This is a genomic window from Novosphingobium sp. B-7 (assembly GCF_000410615.1).
In the GTDB taxonomy this organism is placed as follows: Bacteria; Pseudomonadota; Alphaproteobacteria; order Sphingomonadales; family Sphingomonadaceae; genus Novosphingobium; species Novosphingobium capsulatum.
Map to the genome: position 1 here is coordinate 1 of NZ_APCQ01000342.1, position 17,893 is coordinate 17,893.

The 17,893-nt window shown below is 65.3% G+C and carries 15 protein-coding genes; 10 read left to right on the forward strand and 5 right to left on the reverse strand.

Annotated features, from left to right (window positions below; all coding sequences use genetic code 11):
- Both H926_RS0104585 and H926_RS0104590 read left to right on the forward strand, forming a co-directional pair.
- Window positions 1-728, forward strand: a 728-nt coding sequence (locus tag H926_RS0104585; protein WP_028657585.1) for an RsmB/NOP family class I SAM-dependent RNA methyltransferase, incomplete at its 5' end; no start/stop codon positions are given.
- Between the two features lie 65 nt (window positions 729-793).
- Window positions 794-1,300, forward strand: coding sequence for a tetratricopeptide repeat protein (locus tag H926_RS0104590; protein ID WP_148291634.1), 507 nt, complete (start codon window positions 794-796; stop codon window positions 1,298-1,300).
- 67 nt (window positions 1,301-1,367) lie between these two features.
- On the opposite strand, the gene H926_RS0104595 is transcribed toward H926_RS0104590, so the two are convergent.
- Together H926_RS0104595 and H926_RS0104600 are read right to left on the reverse strand one after the other, a co-directional pair.
- Complete coding sequence (locus tag H926_RS0104595; RefSeq protein ID WP_022675269.1) at window positions 1,368-1,856, reverse strand: RNA pyrophosphohydrolase; 489 nt, start codon at window positions 1,854-1,856, stop codon at window positions 1,368-1,370.
- A 17-nt stretch (window positions 1,857-1,873) separates the two neighbouring features.
- On the reverse strand, window positions 1,874-2,839 hold the full coding sequence (locus H926_RS0104600) for an alpha/beta hydrolase (RefSeq protein ID WP_028657587.1): 966 nt from the start codon (window positions 2,837-2,839) through the stop codon (window positions 1,874-1,876).
- A 108-nt stretch (window positions 2,840-2,947) separates the two neighbouring features.
- On the opposite strand from H926_RS0104600, the gene H926_RS0104605 reads away from it, so the two are divergent.
- The gene (locus tag H926_RS0104605) at window positions 2,948-4,315 is read left to right on the forward strand and encodes a deoxyribodipyrimidine photo-lyase (RefSeq protein WP_022675271.1); all 1,368 of its coding nucleotides are present in this window, start codon (window positions 2,948-2,950) and stop codon (window positions 4,313-4,315) included.
- 34 nt (window positions 4,316-4,349) lie between these two features.
- Here the strand turns inward: H926_RS0104605 and H926_RS0104610 are convergent, their stop codons facing one another.
- The 3 genes from H926_RS0104610 to purF form a co-directional block, all read right to left on the reverse strand.
- Complete coding sequence (locus H926_RS0104610) at window positions 4,350-4,700, reverse strand: PilZ domain-containing protein (protein ID WP_022675272.1); 351 nt, start codon at window positions 4,698-4,700, stop codon at window positions 4,350-4,352.
- 147 nt (window positions 4,701-4,847) lie between these two features.
- Entirely contained in the window at window positions 4,848-5,579 is a 732-nt protein-coding gene (locus tag H926_RS0104615; RefSeq protein ID WP_022675273.1) for an SDR family NAD(P)-dependent oxidoreductase, read from the reverse strand.
- 2 nt (window positions 5,580-5,581) lie between these two features.
- On the reverse strand, window positions 5,582-7,060 hold the full coding sequence (purF, locus tag H926_RS0104620) for an amidophosphoribosyltransferase (RefSeq protein ID WP_022675274.1): 1,479 nt from the start codon (window positions 7,058-7,060) through the stop codon (window positions 5,582-5,584).
- Between the two features lie 278 nt (window positions 7,061-7,338).
- On the opposite strand from purF, the gene H926_RS0104625 reads away from it, so the two are divergent.
- From H926_RS0104625 to dnaE, 7 genes are all read left to right on the forward strand, one after another.
- The gene (locus H926_RS0104625; protein WP_022675275.1) at window positions 7,339-9,141 is read left to right on the forward strand and encodes a diguanylate cyclase; all 1,803 of its coding nucleotides are present in this window, start codon (window positions 7,339-7,341) and stop codon (window positions 9,139-9,141) included.
- Window positions 9,142-9,278: 137 nt separating this feature from the next.
- The gene (locus H926_RS0104630; RefSeq protein ID WP_022675276.1) at window positions 9,279-10,520 is read left to right on the forward strand and encodes a lipoprotein-releasing ABC transporter permease subunit; all 1,242 of its coding nucleotides are present in this window, start codon (window positions 9,279-9,281) and stop codon (window positions 10,518-10,520) included.
- A 7-nt stretch (window positions 10,521-10,527) separates the two neighbouring features.
- Window positions 10,528-11,202 carry an ABC transporter ATP-binding protein gene (locus H926_RS0104635; RefSeq protein ID WP_022675277.1) on the forward strand — a complete coding sequence of 225 codons (675 nt, stop codon included), beginning with the start codon at window positions 10,528-10,530 and terminating at the stop codon, window positions 11,200-11,202.
- An 86-nt stretch (window positions 11,203-11,288) separates the two neighbouring features.
- On the forward strand, window positions 11,289-11,555 hold the full coding sequence (locus tag H926_RS0104640) for a hypothetical protein (protein WP_022675278.1): 267 nt from the start codon (window positions 11,289-11,291) through the stop codon (window positions 11,553-11,555).
- Between the two features lie 94 nt (window positions 11,556-11,649).
- Entirely contained in the window at window positions 11,650-12,153 is a 504-nt protein-coding gene (locus tag H926_RS0104645) for a glutathione peroxidase (RefSeq protein ID WP_022675279.1), read from the forward strand.
- A gap of 220 nt (window positions 12,154-12,373) precedes the next feature.
- Window positions 12,374-14,233 (forward strand): DUF885 family protein, encoded by a 1,860-nt coding sequence (locus H926_RS0104650; protein WP_028657590.1) that lies wholly within the window; start codon window positions 12,374-12,376, stop codon window positions 14,231-14,233.
- A 66-nt stretch (window positions 14,234-14,299) separates the two neighbouring features.
- On the forward strand, window positions 14,300-17,893 hold the full coding sequence (gene dnaE, locus H926_RS0104655; protein WP_022675281.1) for a DNA polymerase III subunit alpha: 3,594 nt from the start codon (window positions 14,300-14,302) through the stop codon (window positions 17,891-17,893).

Consider the following 17,893-nt stretch of genomic DNA (forward strand, 5'->3'; position numbering starts at 1 on the left):
GGCTGCCGGTCGCGGCCGAGCCGGTGGTGGCGCCGCATGGCCTGCGCCTGCCAATGGGCACGCCCGCGGAAACCTGGCCCGAATTCGCCCAAGGGCTGTTCGAAGTGCAGGACGCCGGCAGCCAGATTGCGTGCGAGGCACTGGGCGCGCGGCCCGGCGAAAACGTGGTGGACCTTTGCGCTGGCGCCGGGGGCAAGACCCTGGCCCTGGCCGCCGCGATGCACAATACCGGGCGGTTGCTGGCGTGCGACATCGATCGCCCGCGCCTGTCACGCCTGGCACCACGGGCAGAACGCGCTGGCGCGCTGGTGGAAACGCGGCTGCTGAATCCCGGCAAAGAGACCGAGATGCTGGCCGATTGGCGCGGCCAGGCCGATGCGGTCCTGGTCGATGCGCCCTGTTCGGGCACCGGCACCTGGCGCCGCAATCCTGAGGCGCGCTGGCGGCTGAGCCCGGCCGCGATCGCTCGCTATCAGCAGATGCAGGCCCAGGTTCTGGACGTGGCGGCCGGGCTGGTGCGGCCCGGTGGGCGCCTGGTGTTCATCACCTGCTCGCTGATCGATGCCGAGGGCGCCGATGGGCTGGACGCGTTCCTGGCCAGCCATCCCGATTTCACGTGTGAACAACTGGCCATGCCGGCCGGGCGGGCGCATCGTGGCGGCTGGCGTTTGTCTCCGTATCATGACGATACGGACGGGTTTTTCTTCGCTCGGCTGGTTCGTCTGTGATAGACCCATCGGCCATGAGGGTGGTCTATCGCCGCGGTGAGCAGTCCCGGCTGAAGGAGTTCTTGATGCGTTACACGCCAGCGGCCCTTGCGCTGTCCCTGCTTGTGGCCGTGACCGGCAGCATGGGCTCGGCCCACACCAGCGAGCCTCTCGATCCGCGCGCGCAGGTGCTGTTTCAGGAAGGGCGCACGCTCATGGCCAAGGGCGACATCGACGCCGCGACCGATAACCTGGAATCGGCGCTGACCATCGATCCGGCCAATGCCAGCATCCTGGTCGCGCTGGGCGATGCCTCGCGCCAGGCCGGGCTTCAGGGCAAGGCGATCCACTATTACCGCGACGTGCTGGACCGCGAGCCCAACAATCTCGCCGCGATTGCGGGCGAGGGCGCGGCGCTTGCCGAAAAGGGCGCCATCGACAAGGCCAAGGCCACGCTCACCCGGCTGGAGGGCCTGTGCGGCAAGGCCTGCCCGGAAACGGCCGTGGTGAGCAAGGCGCTTGCCGCTGGCCCCAAGCCGCAGGTGGCGGCAGCTGAGCCGGTTGCGACGAAGGACCCGGTTCAGGCGAATTGATTTTGCGGGGGATGCGTTAGGCTTCGCACTACCCGGTGGAAGGCGAAGCCTAACGCTGATAGTAAACTCAGATCAGCGCGCGGAATTCTTCCACGACCTGGCGATAGACGCGCCGCTTGAACGGTACGATCAGATCGGGCAACTGCTCGGGATCGACCCACTTCCATTCGCAAAATTCGGCCGGATCGTGGGCGTCGAGCACCACGTCGCTGTCTTGGCCGTTGAAGCGCAGCAGCAGCCATGCCTGGCGCTGGCCGCGATATTGGCCGCGCCACAGCTTGCCCAGCAATTCGGGCGGAAGATCATAGAAATGCTCTTCGCGGCTCTGCGCCAGCACGGTGACGTGCTCGCTCGTCAGGCCGGTTTCCTCGTGCAGTTCGCGCATCGCGGCGGGGACCAGTTCCTCGCCGTCGTCGATGCCGCCCTGTGGCATCTGCCAGGCGTCACCTTCCTTGTTGTCGATACGCTTGCCGACGAAGACGCGGCCTTGGGGATTGACGATCATCAGCCCCACGCAGGGGCGATAGGGAAGAGCGGCAAAGGGGTCCGCACTCATGGATAGGTGGTCCTCGTTCAAACAATAGGGCGCCCGGCATCTAGCACACCGCGCAGCGCCGCCAGAATTGCTTCCAGATCAGCCTGCGCGCTGGGGATGGCCTTGCGCACCTGGATAAAGCCGTGGATCGTTCCCGCGCGTTCGGTGAACACGAGGGGCGATCCGGCGCGTGCCAGGGCCGCGCCATAGACCCGCCCGCTATCGCGAATCGGATCGAGGCCTGCGGTCACTAGCACCGTAGGGGGCATGCGGTCATGCCCGCCGTTGAGCGGAAAGGTGCGTATGCTGTCGGCCGGCGCGGCATAGGCATCGGCAAACCAGCGCATCACCTGGGCATCGAGCAGAAAGCCTTCGGCAAATTCGCGGAAAGAGGCGTGGCCATCCACCGCATCGGTCAGTGGGTAGATCGGCACCTGGGCGATGACCGGCACGGCGGCGGGATCGGCAGCCAGCGCCTGGGTAACCACGATCGCGAGATTGCCGCCGGCCGAATCGCCGATCGGCACCAGGCCGGTGACCTCCAAGCCCAGCTCCGCCGGAGATTGCGCGATCCAGCGCGTTGCCGCTTCGGCATCGTCGGTGGCGGCAGGAAACGGATGTTCGGGCGCGAGACGGTAATCGACCGAGACCAGCGGCAAGTCCATCTGCGCGGCGATCTCGGTGCAGACGTTGTGATGGCTGTCCAACCCGCCCAGCACGAAACCGCCGCCGTGATAGAACACCAGCACTGGCCCCGGGGCGCGGGCTTCGCGGCTGTCATACAGGCGCAAGGCAATTTCGCCGGCTGGCCCCGGGCACTGCAGGTCGCGGATCACGGGCAGGTCGCGCGGCGGCAGGTCGGCCAGTTGCTGCATGGCAACATAGGCGGCGCGCGCCTGGTCCACCGGCATCTGGTGCATCGCGGGGGCACCGGCGGCAGCCGCCTGGCGCAGGTAATCGAGGAACGCCTGCACATCAGGACGGACAAAGAGCGGTTCGGCCAAGGCCCATTCTCCAGTTGCGGCACCATGGGCGCCCAGCGCGCAGACCTGCACCAAGGGGCAGGCGGCCAACCATGGCCAAGTGGGCCATTACCCTGCACATAGCAAGGCATGACGAGCCCAACAATTGTCTGGCTGCGCCGGGATTTGCGCCTGCAGGACCAGGCCGCCTTCGCTGCCGCAGCCGCCAGCGGCAACCCGGTCATCCCGGTCTATGTGCTGGACGACGAAACCCCCAAGCACCGTCGCATGGGCGCCGCGTCGCGCTGGTGGCTGCATCACAGCCTGGAACGGCTCGATGCGCAGTTGCAGGCCATGGGATCGCGCCTGATCTTGCGCCGCGGCAAGTGCGATGCGGCGCTGGCCGCCATTCGCCGCGAGACCGGCGCGCGCGTGGTTCATGCACTGCACCATTACGAGCCGTGGTGGCGCCTGGCAGAGCGCGCGGTGGGGAAGGCGCTGGACTTGCGCCTGCATCACGGCAATTTCCTGCTGCCACCCGGCACGGTCACCACCGGTGCGGGCCAGCCCTACAAGATCTATACCCCGTTCTGGCGCGCCAGCCTGCAGCAGTTGCCGCCCCCGCCGCCCCAGCCGGCGCCCGCAAGGCTACCCGCCCCAGCGTTCTGGCCAGCGAGCGACGACCTGGACGATTGGCAGCTTTTGCCCCAGCGCCCGGATTGGGCCGGCGGCATGCGCGAGACCTGGACGCCGGGAGAAGCGGGCGCAGCGCAGCGTCTGGAAGAGTTCGTCGATCGTGCCCGTCGCTATGACGAGCAGCGCAACCTGCCGTCTTGTTCGGGCACCTCGATGCTGTCGCCCCATCTCCATTTCGGGGAAGTGTCTCCCGCCACGGTGTGGCACGCCGTGGCCGATGCCGGCGGCAGCGTGGACGTGTTCCTGAGCGAACTGGGCTGGCGCGACTATGCCGAGAACCTGATCCTGCAATGCCCCGATTACGGCGCGCGCAATGGCCGCGCGGCGTTCGATGCCTTGCCGTGGCGTGACGCACCCGAAGAGCTTGCCGCCTGGCAGCAGGGGCGCACCGGTTATCCCATTGTCGACGCCGGCATGCGGCAGTTGTGGCACACCGGCTGGATGCACAACCGCGTGCGGATGATCGCCGCCAGTTTCCTGATCAAACACCTGCTGATCGACTGGCGCGCGGGCGAGCAGTGGTTCTGGGATACGCTGGTCGATGCCGATTACGGCGCGAATGCCACCAATTGGCAGTGGGTGGCAGGTAGCGGGCTGGATGCCAACATGTTCGTGCGGATCATGGCGCCGCTATCGCAATCGGCCAAGTTCGATGCGGCGGCCTATATTCGTGAATGGGTGCCCGAGTTGCGCCATCTCGACGATGCCGACATTCATGATCCACAACGCCCACCGCGCGGCTATCCGGCCAAGATCATCGATCATGGTCAGGCGCGGGCGCGGGCTCTCGCCGCGCATGGCGCGATGAAGGCGCAGGCTTGAGACGAGATTATCGGTAGCGGCAGGGGCGGGCGGCTCAGCGCCCGTCGCCGTCGGCCTCTCCGCCATAGCGCAGCAGCAGCGCGTCATGCTCGCGCTGGGTCAAAAGGTTGGCAAAGGCACAGCCGACCAGGCCGGCATGCCACCACACGACCTCGGCCTCGCGCGGTTCCAGGCCGGGCAGCGTGAGGTAAACCTTGCTGCCCTGGGCCAGCCGCACCGAAGCGAGCGCCGAAAAGCCGGCCAGTGAGAGATCAAGCACTAGGGTTTGCGCGGCGCGGGCCCCGTTGCGGCGCAACTTGGCCGGAATGACCATGCGCGAGCGCGGGGCGCAGCGATCGTCGCTGGCGGCTGCTTCGTAATCCTGCTGCCAATTGATTGTCGGCATTGGCCCTGACCTGCTGAAGCCGTGGTTCCAGGCCGCGCAGCACGCGGCCGTTGTGGAAGCATGAGGAAAGTGCGTTACCAGCAGGTTAACAGGCGCAATGACACCCTAAGATTTCATGCGATTGTGACATGTAACCGCGCGGAAAGCTCAGGCGGGTTCGTCCACCCGCTCGCGGTGCGGGCTGGTGAAATCGGCGCTGGCCAGGGTGACGATGCGCGCAGCCACCGTTTCGGGCGGCTTGACGCTGGCCGGATTTTCGCCGGGATAGGCCTTGGCGCGCATCTTGGTGCGCGTGGCACCCGGATCGACGATGGCCACGCGAATGCCCGAGATCGCGGCCACTTCCTGGGCATAGCTGGCCAGGAGATTGTCGAACGCCGCCTTGGTCGCGCCATAGGCGCCCCAATAGGCGCGCGGCGCGGCGCCGACGCTGCTGGTCAGGCCGATGACGCGCGCATCCTGGCTGCCCTTGAGCAGGGGATGGAACGCGCTGATCAGCGAGTGCGTCGCCAGCACGTTGAGCGTTATCGCGCGGCTGAAATCGCGCGGCTCGATCTGCCACACCGGGGTGAGGGCCGGCAGCACGGCGGCGTTGATCACCAGGATATCGAGCGCCACCCAGCGTTCGGAAATCGCCGACGCCAGGCGCGCCACGCCATCGGGTTCGGCCAGGTCGACCGGCGCGATCGTGGCATTGCCGCCGGCCTGGAAGATTTCGTCTTCCACCTTTTCCAGTTCGGCCGCCGTGCGGGCCACCAGCACCACATGGGCACCAGCGGCTGCCAGCGCCCGGGCCGTGGCGGCACCGATGCCCCGGCTGGCGCCGGTCACGAGGGCGACACGGCCGGCGAGCGGCGTTTGCGCGTTGGCGGCCGACACGCTCAGGCGACCTTGGCGGGCTTGGCCTTGAGCTTGACCGGCGAGCAGCCCGGCGCGCGATCACCCAGATCGGTAAGGCGCGTGGGATAGTCGCCGGTGAAGCAGGCGTCGCAATACTGCGGGCAGGTGCTGTTGCGCTGAACCTCGCCCACGGCGCGATAGAGGCCGTCGATCGAGACGAAAGCCAGGCTATCGGCCTGGATGAATTCGGCCATGGCGGCAATGTCCATCCGCGCGGCGAGCAGCTTCGAGCGTTCCGGCGTGTCCACGCCATAGAAGCACGAATGTTCGGTCGGCGGGCTGGCGACGCGGAAGTGCACTTCGCGCGCGCCGGCTTCGCGCATCATCTGCACGATCTTGAGGCTGGTGGTGCCACGCACGATCGAATCGTCGATCAGCACGATGCGCTTGCCGGCCACCAGGGCGCGGTTGGCGTTGTGCTTGCGCTTGACGTCGGCATTGCGGGCGCCGTCGGAGGGCTGGATGAAGGTGCGGCCGACATAGTGCGAGCGGATGATGCCAAGCTCGAACGGAATGCCCGATTGCTGGGCATAGCCAAGCGCAGCAGGAACGCCGCTGTCGGGCACGGGGATGACGAGGTCGGCGTCAGCCGGATTTTCCAGCGCCAGCTGCGTGCCGATGGCCTTGCGCACTTCGTAGACCGAGCGGCCACCCAGGATCGAATCCGGGCGGCTGAAATAGACATGCTCGAAGATGCACGGGCGCTGCGGCGTGTCGCCAAACGGGCGATGCGTCTGGATCGAGCCGTCGAGGGCCACCTGGACCAGTTCGCCTGGCTCCACTTCGCGCACCATGTCGGCGCCCACCACGTCTAGCGCGACGCTTTCGCTGGCGAACACCACGGCGTCACCCAGCTTGCCCATCACCAGCGGACGGATGCCGAGCGGATCGCGACAGGCAATCATGCCTTCGGGCGTCATGCAGATCAGCGAATAGGCGCCTTCGACCAGGCGCAGCGCATCGACGAAGCGATCGAGCAGCGTGGGATAGCGGCTGGTGGCCACGAGGTGGATGATCACCTCGGTATCCGAGGTCGACTGGAATATCGCGCCCTTTTGCACCAGATCGCGCTTGAGGAACATCGCGTTGGAAATGTTGCCGTTGTGCGCGATGGCAAAGCCACCGGCAGCAAGATCGGCAAACAGCGGCTGCACATTGCGCAGGCCCGAACCACCCGTGGTGGAATAGCGGACGTGGCCGGCGGCCATCATGCCCGGCAGTTCGGCGATTGCCTGGCCGCTGGAAAAGTTCTGCGCGACATGGCCGATGCCGCGGCGGGAGAAGAACTCCTGCCCGTCGAAGCTGGTGATGCCCACCGCTTCCTGGCCGCGATGCTGCAGGGCATGGAGCCCCAGTGCCGTCATCGCTGCCGCATCGCGCGCGCCAAGCACGCCGAAAATGCCGCATTCCTCGCGCAGCTTGTCGCCGTCGCGGTCCTCGAAGGGGTTGGTGGTGATCATCTGTCTCGCAAGCGCTCGCGCCAAAGACTCGCACCGGTGCGAAATGCCCCGGCCGAGCAATGGCGCCCATGTGGCGACGTTTGCCGCCAAAGGCAAGGGTGCGCGCAGCCCAGCCATTTGGCGTGGCCCGATTCAGGAGAAATTATCAATTAGCGCCATACAGTTGTTCAAGAGCGGCGATCACGGTGCAGCTGGTTTCCAAAACTTTACCATCGTATTGCGCGCTCAGCGCTGCCCCTTAGGTTGGAATTAACCATTTGGTGGCAGGTATAAGGGCCATGCAAACCGCCGTTCTTCCTCGGCCCCGTCTGGCCATAACCCCGGCAGCATCGCTGCGTGCCGCGCTCGTTACGGCACTCGCCTTTTTCATCAGTGCTTTCCTCGCCATCGAGTACAGCCGGCTGAGCGGCGGCGTGGCGATGGTGTGGGTTTCGAACGCGGTTCTCGCCTCGCGCCTCAATGCATTGCCGACGCGGGTATGGCCAGCAACGATTGCCGCAACCGGCGTCGCCAGTTGGCTCGTCACCGGTTTGTTCGGGCTTGGCTGGCTGGCCGCGCCCGCGATGATGGTGATCAACCTGTTCGAGGGCGTGGTCGCCGCGGCGATCCTGCGCCGCCTCATGAAAGACCACTGGCCGCAAGACACTGCCGAATGGATGGCGGGCTACAGCCTGGGGATCGGCTTGTTCGTCCCGGTGATCGGCGCCATGCTGGCGGCGGTGATCGTATGGCTGACACTGGGCCAGCCGATGCGCGCCAGTTTCGTGGATTGGCTGGTGGGCCATTCGCTGGGCCTGTTGATTTTCCTGCCGGCGGGCAGCCTGTTGTGCCTGGCCTGGCAAACGCGCCAGCCGCTGGTGCCCAAGGGCAATGGCCTGCGCGCGCTGCTGCTGATCGGCGTGATGATCGTGCTGACGATCGCGGTGTTTTCGCAGATCGCCCGGCCCCTGCTGCTGTTTCCGCTGTTGCTCGTATTGTTCGGCGCGGTTTGGGCGAATGCCATTGTCGCCCTCACGCTGCCGATCATTCTGGCAACGGTGGGCGGGCTGATGACCGTGCTGGGCCACGGCCCGATTGCCGACATGCAACTGGCACCCACCGATCTGCATGTCCTGGCCGGGCGGTTGCAGTTCTTCCAGGTCTATCTGGGCATTACCGTGCTGGCCGTGCTGCCGGTGGTGGCCGAGCAGGAACGCCGCCGCCGCCGCATGCTCGATCTGGCGAACAGCGAAGCGCGCTATCGCCTGCTGTCAGACCATGTGAGCGACGTGATCATCCACATGAGCCAGCGCGGTACGATCCGCTATGCTTCTCCCGCGATCACGCAATTGACCGGCCATGTGCCCGAACAACTCCACGGCGTGGATTTCCGCCAGATCGTGACGGAAGAGCACCGTGCCGCCGTGGCCGCTGCCTGGAATGCTGCCTTGGCCAGCCCGGGTGAACCGGTGGCGGTGGAGTTCCTGGGCCTGCCGCTGGGTGGCCCGGCGCGCTGGTTCGAGACCCATTTCCGCGCTGTCACCAACGAAAAAGGCGAGATCGATGGGCTGGTCTGCGTGACGCGCGACATCGCCCAGCGCAAGCGCATCGAGGAAGACCTCTCGCGCGCCGCGCTGACCGATCCGTTGACCGGTATTCCCAACCGCCGTGCCTTCTTCGAAACCGCCGAGCGCGTCGGCGCGCTGGGCGTGCCTTCGGCGCTGGCGGTGGTGGACATTGACTATTTCAAGCAGGTCAACGATCGCTATGGGCATGCCGTGGGCGATCGCGTGCTGCGCGCTTTTGCCGAGGCGGCCGTGGCGGCCGTGCGCTCGACCGATTTCGTGGCCCGCATCGGCGGGGAGGAATTTGCTGTCCTGCTGCCCGATACCGAACTGGTTCACGCCGAAAAGGTGTGCCAGCGCCTGGCCAAGGCGGTGAACGCGCTGGCGGTGGATACGCCGCAAGGCCCGGTCAAGATTACCATCAGCGCAGGCATCGCCGCGCTGGGTAGCCATCCAGATGCCGCGCTGGCGGCGGCAGACAGCGCGCTCTATCGCGCCAAGGCCGAAGGCCGCGCCCGGCTGCGCGTGGCCGCCTGAAAGGGCTTGGCAGCACCAAACGCGGGAACCATCGCGGCACTCCATGATTGGGCAGGGGCGTCTTGCCCTGTCGTGCCCGCCGTCCTAAAGCCGCGGCCGACAAATCCGTCCAGTTCCAGCGCGAAAGTGTGCCGCCTTTGATCCTCTCGCCTTTCGAATGGACCATCGCCAAGCGTTACATGCTACCCGGACGCGGAGAAGCGTTCATTGCCATGGTGGCCGGCATCAGCCTGGCCGCCGTGATGCTGGGCGTGGCCGCGCTGGTGATCGTGATGAGCGTGATGAACGGCTTTCGCGCCGAACTGCTCGACAAGATCGTGGGCCTCAACGGCCACGCCGTGATCCAGGCCTATGGCGGGCGGCTTGAAGATTGGCAGGATATCCTGGCCAAGCTGGAGAAGACGCCCGGCGTCACCCGCGCGTCCCCGCTGATCGAGCAGCCTCTGCTGACCAGCTTCAACGGCCGGGTGGAAGCCATCGTGCTGCGCGGCAACACGCCCAAGGATATCAACCGCCTGTCGGACAAGCTCAAGGCCGGCAATCTTGCCGCCTTGCAGCCGGGCAGCGACAACGTGGCGATCGGATCGCGCCTGGCTGAAAGCCTGGGTGCGCAGGTGGGTGACACGATCACGATCATCAACCCCGCTGGTCGCTCCACCCCATTTGGCACGGTGCCGCGCCAGGTGGGCTATAAGGTGGCGGCGATCTTTGAAGTCGGCGTCTATGACTACGACAACGCGTTCGTGGTTATGCCCATCCCTGATGCGCAGACCCTTTTGCTCACCGGTGATTCGATCGGCATGATCGAGGTGACCACCACCGATCCCGATACGGTGATGACCACGCTTGGCCCGCTCAAGAAGCAGCTGGAAGGCCGGGCCCAGATCGCCGACTGGAAGACGATCAACGCCAGCCTGTTTGAGGCCCTGGCCGTGGAACGCGTGGCGATGTTCGTGGTGCTGTCGATCATCGTGCTGGTCGCGGTGTTCAACATCCTTTCGTCGCTGATCATGCTGGTTCGCGCCAAGACGCGCGACATCGCGATCCTGCGCACGATGGGTGCCTCGCGGCGCAGCCTGCTCAAGATCTTCATGGCCATCGGCTTTGTCATCGGCGCGCTGGGGACGATCGTGGGCCTCGCGCTCGGCTTCGTGTTTCTCTATTTCCGCCAGCCGATCGTGCATCTGGTGGAACTGCTCACCGGCCAGAATCTGTGGGACCCTTCGATCCGTTTCCTGACCGAACTGCCCAGCCGCAGCGATCCGGTGGAAATCATCGTGATCGCGCTGATGGCGTTGGTCCTGAGCTTCCTTGCCACGCTTTATCCCGCCTTGAAGGCGGCCAGCACCGATCCGGTGCAGGTGCTCCGTTATGAGTGAGACGGCCATGAACCAACCCGTCGTCCGCCTGCGCAACCTGCGCCGCAGTTTCGAGCAGGGCGGCGTGCGCATCGACGTGCTGCGCGGCGTCAACCTCGATATCCGCCCCGGCGAAATCGTCGCGCTGCTCGGGCCGTCGGGCTCGGGCAAGTCCACCATGCTGCAGGCCGTTGGTCTGCTCGAAGGCGGCTTTGAAGGCATGATCGAGATTGCCGGCACCGACGCAGCCAAGCTCAATGGTGACGCGCGCACCGTGTTGCGTCGCGATCACCTGGGCTTTGTCTATCAGTTCCACCATCTGTTGCCCGATTTCAACGCCACCGAAAACGTGATCCTGCCGCAGCTCGTTTCCGGCAAGGCAGAGCGCGAGGCGCGCGAGCGGGCGACCGAACTGCTCACTGCGCTGGGCCTGGGCCACCGCCTCGATCATCGCCCCAGCCAGCTTTCGGGCGGCGAGCAGCAGCGCGTTGCCGTGGCCCGCGCGCTGGCCAATCGGCCGGCGCTGGTTCTGGCCGATGAGCCGACTGGCAATCTGGACGAGGCGACCGCCGACCGCGTGCTCGACGAGTTTCTCAAGCTGGTGCGCGGCGAGGGCAGCGCGGCGCTGGTCGCCACGCACAACGAACGGCTTGCCGTGCGCATGGACCGGGTCATGCGCCTGAACGAGGGCGTCTTGGTGTAAGCCCAGGTTCACATAGGTATTGCTTTGCTATGGAAACCGGAGGACGCTTTGTGCGTTGCCGGGGAACCCAAGGAGGGTTTTATCAGATGAATACCACAATTCGTGCCGAAGGCCGCGCAGGTGCCCAAGATTTCTGGAACGATCACGCCACGATCGTGACGCGCGATGCCGCGGGCAGCGTGCTGCATGGCTTTGCCGTGCTGCATTCGGGCAGCTTTGCCGAAATGGTCCGCATGATGGGCCGCATGCCCGAAGCCGATCGCAACGACCTCGTCATCGAAAAGTCCGGCGATCGCAGCTATGGCCCGGCCGAAGCGCTGGAACTGTTCAAGCGGGCTGACTTCCCGCTTTAATGCGGTGAACCAAGGCATTGATTTCGGGGGCCAAGCCGTGGCAACACGGCATGGAGACGGGACCGACCCGGAGCGATGCCTGCGGAGCACTGTCATGCATGATTCTGCCATAAGCGAGCCGAAGACCATTGCCGATTTCGACGCGCGCTTGCCCAATGGTGAGCGGGTCAGCCTGGCCGACCGGCTCGGCAAAGTCGTGCTGGTGGTGAACACCGCATCGAAATGCGGTTTCACCCCGCAATACGAAGGCTTGGAAACGCTATGGCGCCGTCACCGCGATGCCGGGTTCGAAATCCTGGCGTTTCCCTGCAACCAGTTCGGCGCGCAAGAGCCCGGCTCGGCTGACGAGATCGCCACCTTTTGCCAGGTGAATTTCGGCCTGAGCTTTCCGCTGATGGCCAAGGTTGATGTCAACGGCGACAAGGCCGAACCCTTGTTCGATTGGCTCAAGGCGCAGGCGCCCGGCGTTTTGGGAACGAAGGCGATCAAATGGAACTTCACCAAATTCCTGATCGATCGCAACGGCCATGTCGTGCGCCGCTATGCCCCCACCGACAAGCCCGAGGCGATCGAGGCTGATATCGTCGCTTTGCTTTAGGGCGCATGCGCCGATTGGACGTGGCGATTTAGAAAGCTGGACCCCGGATCAAGTCCGGGGTGACGTGGCGTTTAACCACCACACATTATTCTCGTCACCCCGGACTTGATCCCGGGTCCAGCTTTTCTCCGGCCTCACGCTGCGCCAGCTTGTTTCGGTTGTAAACAGTTGGAGGTTTTGTACAAAAACCCCAACCGCACAATCGACGCAGGGGGCAATCATGATCAAGCCAATTCACGCCATGCTGGCTGCCACAGCCATGGTGTCATGCCTGGCAGGCGGCGCTGCGCTGGCGCGTGATACGTCCACCGCGCCTTCCGCCACCGCGCCGACCAGCGCCGCCGCAGCGCAGGACGCGCGCCTGGCGGCATTTCTCGACAAGGAATTTACCGCTGAATTGGCGCTGCGGCCGCAGCTTGCCACCCGCCTAGGCCGCAAGGAAGGCATGGACCGGCTGGACGACAACAGCGATGCTGGCATGCTGCGCCGCCTGGAATGGCGGCGGGGCAGCGTCGCGCGGATGAAAGCCGCGTTTTCCCGTGATGCGCTCTCTCCCGAAGGACGCATCAACTACGATATCTGGGCGCTGGAACTCGATCGGGCCGAGCTGCAATACCGCTTTCGCCGTTACCAGCCGCCGTTTTATTCCTACCTCTATTCCGTCCACGCCGAACTGCCCAATTTCCTGATCAACACGCACCAGGTGCAGGACGCGTCAGACATGGCCGCCTATATCACCCGGCTGCGCGCGGTTCCGGCCGTGCTTGACATTGCAATCGGCCAATCCACCCAATCAGCCGCCATGGGGATCCTGCCGCCGCGGTTTCAGCTGGAACGCGTGATTTCCGGCAGCAAGGGCCTGATCACCGGCGCGCCGTTCGACAATGGCCCGGCCTCGCCCTTGCTCAACGATGCCGAAACCAAGATCGCCAAACTGCTGGCGGCCAAGGCGATTTCGCCGGTGCAGGCAGCCCAGCTGACCGAGCAGGCTGTCGATGCGGTGCGCGCCTTGCAGCCAGCCTATCAGCGGGTAATCGCCTGGGCGCAGGGCAATCTGGACAAGGCGCGTTCTGGCGTGGTCGGCGTCGGCACGCTGCCGGGCGGGGCAGACTGGTATGCTGCGGCGCTGCGCCTCAACACCACGACCGACCTGACGCCCGAACAAATTCACCAGACCGGCCTTGCCGAAGTGACGCGCATCAATGCCGCCGAAGACGCCCTGGCGCGCAAGGCCGGGTTTGCCGATGCTGCTGCGCTGCGGGCCGATATCGTGGCCAAGGACCCGCCGCGCCCGTGGACCGACGAATTGCGCGCGGCGCGCCTGGCCAAGTCCAACGCCATCGTCAATGCCAACCGCGCCCTGCTGCCCAAGGTGTTCACCATGCTGCCGGCCTATGGCACCGAGGTGGTGCGCGAGCCGGCATTCAGCGAAGTAGCCGGTGGCGCCGCCCACGCTGCCTTTGCCAGCGCCGATGGCAAGCGGCCGGGACGGGTATGGCTGCACATGCTGGGCGAGAAAGACCCCGATGCCACGCTCTATACGCTGATGTGCCACGAGGGCATTCCCGGCCACCTGATGCAGGGCGATATCCAGGTGCGGCAGACCGGCACGCCGCAGTTCCGCAAGGCCTATACCTATGTCGCGTTCAGCGAGGGCTGGGCGCTTTATGCCGAGCGGCTGTGCAGCGAAATGGGGGCGTTCCCCGATGCCGCCGCCGATCTGGAGCGGCTGGATGCCGAACTGTTCCGCGCCGCGCGCCTGGTGGTGGATACCGGCATCCATGCCAAGGGCTGGTCGGAAGACCAGGCCGTGCAATACCTGATCGACACCGCGCATCTGCCGGCGCAGCAGGCCCGTTCGGAAGTGCGGCGCTATATCACCGTGCCGGGGCAGGCGACTGGCTACAAGGTGGGCATGCTGCGAATCGTCGCGCTGCGGGAAAAGGCGCAGGCCGCGCTGGGCGCCAAGTTCGATCTGCGCGGCTTCAACGATCTGGTGGTAAGCGCCGGTTCGGTGCCGCTGTCGGTGCTGGAAGGACGGGTTGACGCTTGGATTGACGGCCAGCGGGCCAAGGGGTGATGCTTATCTGTTGATGAGGGCACGCTGCCCCTCAAAATCAGGCGAAGGCCATGCTATCTTGCCGGCATGGCCTTCGCACCCTTCGTTCCGCTGCGCGTCTTTTCGTCGTACACCATGCTGGACGGGGCGATCGACCCCAAGGCGATTGCCAAGACCGCAGAAAAGCGCGGCTTCCCGGCCATCGCTATTACCGACCGTAATGGCCTTTACGGCAGTGCTGCCTTTGCCAAGGCGTGCAAGGACGGTGGCGTCCAGCCGATCATCGGCACCATGCTGGCCGTTGCCCGCCCCGAACGCGAGGGCGCATCCAGCCCCGGCTTTGGCCCGCAGGCGCCAACGATCGATTGGCTGGCGCTCTATGCCCAGGATGCGCGGGGCTATGACAATATCTGCCACCTGGTCAGCCGGGCCCACCTCGATCGCCCGCTGGAGCATGCACCGCACGTGCTGCTGTCCGATCTGGAAGGCTATACCGACAGCCTGATCTGCCTGACGGCAGCGGGCGAGGGCGCGCTGGTGCGCCTGCTGGCCGGTGAACAGCAAACCGCAGCCGAAGCCTATTGCACGCGGTTGCAGGCCCTGTTTCCCGATCGGCTCTATATCGAGGTGGCACGCCGCAACGAGGCCAACGAGCAGGCCGCCGAAGAGGCCCTGATCGCGCTGGCCTATGCCCGCGATCTGCCGCTGGTGGCTACGAACCCGGCCTGCTTTGCCGATGCGCAGTTCTATGATGCGCATGATGCCATGCTGTGCATCGCCAGTTCCACCCATGTCGACAGCCCGGATCGCCCGCGGTCCTCGGAACAATGGTGGATCAAGCCGATCGAGGCGATGCAGGAGCTGTTTGCCGACCTGCCCGAGGCATTGGCCAATACCCTGGTGGTGGCGCAGCGCACCGCCTGCATCCCGCCCAAGCGCAAGCCGATCCTGCCCAGCCTGGCTGGCGACAAGGAAGGGGAGGCGCTGGCCTGCGCGCGCGACAGCCGCATTGGCCTGGTCGAGCGGCTCAAGCCCTATTACCCTGAACACTGCCACGCCGAATTGGCGCAAGTCCTGTGCCTGGAGCCAGAGGCAGAACCGGATGGCGCGGACTACCCCGAACTCGTCGCGGCGGGCGTGTGGGACGAGGTGCTGGAATACCGCAAGCGATTGGAGTTCGAGGTTTCGATCATCAACCGCATGGGCTTTGGCGGCTACTTCCTCATCGTGGCCGACTTTATCAAGTGGGCCAAGGATCATGACATTCCGGTGGGGCCGGGGCGTGGTTCGGGCGCCGGCTCGCTGGTCGCCTGGGCGCTGACCATCACCGACCTTGATCCGATCAAGCTGGGCCTGCTGTTCGAACGCTTCCTCAACCCGGAACGCGTATCGATGCCAGACTTCGATATCGACTTCTGCGAAACGCGGCGTGGCGAAGTGATCCGCTATGTCCAGGCCAAATATGGCGCCGATCACGTGGCGCAGATCATCACGTTCGGTAAGCTGAAAGCGCGCGCCGTGCTGCGCGATACCGGGCGCATCCTGCAGATGAGCTATGGCCAGACCGACCGGCTGTGCAAGATGGTGCCCAACCATCCCACCGATCCCTGGACGCTGGAGCGCGCGCTCAACGGCGTGATGGAATTGAAGCGCGAGTACGATCGCGATCCCGAGGTCAAGCGCCTGATCGACCTGGCGCGCCAGCTGGAAGGCCTGCCGCGCAACAGCTCTACCCACGCGGCGGGCGTGGTGATCGGGGACCGGCCGCTGGCGAAACTGGTGCCGCTCTATCGCGATCCTCGGTCAGACATGCCGGTGACCCAGTTCGACATGAAGCATGTCGAGGACGCAGGGCTGGTCAAGTTCGACTTCCTCGGCCTCAAGACCCTGTCGGTGCTGCGCAAGGCCGTGGACCTGCTGGCCAAGCGCAGCATCACCATCGATCTGTCGCTGCTGCCGCTCGATGATGCGGCGGTCTATCGCCTGCTCCAGGTGGGTGACACGGTCGGCGTGTTCCAGCTGGAATCGGAAGGCATGCGGCGCACGCTGGCGGCGGTGAAGCCGACCAATTTCGGTGACATCATCGCGCTCGTCTCGCTCTATCGCCCTGGCCCGATGGACAATATTCCCCTGTTCGGCCGCCGCAAGAACGGGCTGGAAGCGATTGAATATCCGCATGAAAAGCTGTCGGTGATCCTGGCGGAAACCTATGGCATCTTCGTTTACCAGGAACAGGTGATGCAGGCCGCGCAGATCCTCGCGGGCTATTCGCTGGGCGACGCCGACCTGTTGCGCCGCGCCATGGGCAAGAAGATCCAGGCGGAAATGGACCAGCAGCGCCTGCGCTTCGTGGCCGGGTGCAAGGAGGTGTCGCAGATCGAGGCGGGCAAGGCCAACGAACTGTTCGACTTGATCGACAAGTTCGCCGGCTATGGCTTCAACAAGAGCCACGCTGCCGCCTATGCCTTGCTGGCCTATCACACCGCGTGGTTCAAGGCGCATTACCCGCACGAATTCTATGCCGCGTCGATGTGCTTCGACATGCACCAATCGGAAAAGCTCAACATCTTTGTCGACGACATGCGCCGCAACGGCGTGGCGCTGGCCGGGCCTGACATCAACCATTCCGAAGCCGAATTCACCGTGGAGCGGACCGCCGATGGCCACGCCGTGCGCTATGCCCTGGCTGGCCTGCGCAACGTGGGGGAAAAGGCGATGGACGCGATCGTCGCGGAGCGGGAGGCGAGTGGCCCGTTCGCTACGCTCGACGATCTGTTCAAACGCATTCCCGCCGGCTCGATGAATCGGCGCCAGCTCGAAGCCCTGGCGGCGGCCGGCGCGCTCGATGGGTTGGAGCCTAATCGGGCCAAGATCATTGCCAACGCCGAACTGCTGATGGCCGTGGCCGATGAAGCGGTGCGCAGCCGCACCTCTGGCCAGGGTGGCCTGTTCGGCGGCGACGGGCATGATCAGCCGGCCACGCGGCTGGCGGAAACCAAGCCATGGAGCCGCACCGATCAGATGGCGGCCGAGCGCGAGAACTTCGGCTTCTATTTCGCCGCGCATCCTGTGGAAGAATACCGCGCCGTGGCGAGCGCCAATGGCGCGCGCACCTATGGCAGCTTGATGGCGGGTTCTGGTGATGGCGGTGGCGCCGCGCGATCGGCGGCGGTCATGGCGGCGCTGGTGGAAAACGTCCAGAAGCGCAAGACCAAGCGCGGCAAGGACTTTGTCATGGCCGATTTTTCCGACAGCAGCGGGCTGTTTTCGGCCTCGTGCTTTGAAGAAACCCTGGTCGACGATTTCGTCGCCTGGGCGCGCGAAGGCATCTGCGTGCTGCTCAATGTCGAACTCGATCGGCCCAACCCTGACGAGCCGCCACGCGTGACCGTGCGCGGCGCCCGCCCGCTGTCGAGCGTGACCAGCGCGGCGCGCATGCACCTGACGCTGGACGTGACACGCGAGGATGCCCTGCGCGAACTGGCGCTGCTCTTGCCGCGCGAGCCCGATGGCAAGGGTGAAGTTATCGCCCGGCTGCGAACCGCAAGCGGGGCCGAGCCGCGCGTGCGGCTGGGGCGCAATTTCAAGCTCGACAGCGATTTGATCGAACGGCTGGTGCCGATCGAAGGGCTGGCCAACATGGCACTGACCGCCAAGGCCGACCTGCGGCTGGTGAAATAA

What these genes read in the sequence shown, in the direction of transcription:
- H926_RS0104590 (WP_148291634.1), top strand. Translation starts at nt 794, where the DNA reads ATGCGTTACACGCCAGCGGCCCTTGCGCTGTCCCTGCTTGTGGCCGTG.
- H926_RS0104595 (WP_022675269.1), bottom strand. Translation starts at nt 1,856, where the DNA reads ATGAGTGCGGACCCCTTTGCCGCTCTTCCCTATCGCCCCTGCGTGGGG.
- H926_RS0104605 (WP_022675271.1), top strand. Translation starts at nt 2,948, where the DNA reads ATGACGAGCCCAACAATTGTCTGGCTGCGCCGGGATTTGCGCCTGCAG.
- H926_RS0104610 (WP_022675272.1), bottom strand. Translation starts at nt 4,700, where the DNA reads ATGCCGACAATCAATTGGCAGCAGGATTACGAAGCAGCCGCCAGCGAC.
- purF (WP_022675274.1), bottom strand. Translation starts at nt 7,060, where the DNA reads ATGATCACCACCAACCCCTTCGAGGACCGCGACGGCGACAAGCTGCGC.
- H926_RS0104625 (WP_022675275.1), top strand. Translation starts at nt 7,339, where the DNA reads ATGCAAACCGCCGTTCTTCCTCGGCCCCGTCTGGCCATAACCCCGGCA.
- H926_RS0104635 (WP_022675277.1), top strand. Translation starts at nt 10,528, where the DNA reads ATGAACCAACCCGTCGTCCGCCTGCGCAACCTGCGCCGCAGTTTCGAG.
- H926_RS0104640 (WP_022675278.1), top strand. Translation starts at nt 11,289, where the DNA reads ATGAATACCACAATTCGTGCCGAAGGCCGCGCAGGTGCCCAAGATTTC.
- H926_RS0104645 (WP_022675279.1), top strand. Translation starts at nt 11,650, where the DNA reads ATGCATGATTCTGCCATAAGCGAGCCGAAGACCATTGCCGATTTCGAC.
- H926_RS0104650 (WP_028657590.1), top strand. Translation starts at nt 12,374, where the DNA reads ATGATCAAGCCAATTCACGCCATGCTGGCTGCCACAGCCATGGTGTCA.
- dnaE (WP_022675281.1), top strand. Translation starts at nt 14,300, where the DNA reads ATGGCCTTCGCACCCTTCGTTCCGCTGCGCGTCTTTTCGTCGTACACC.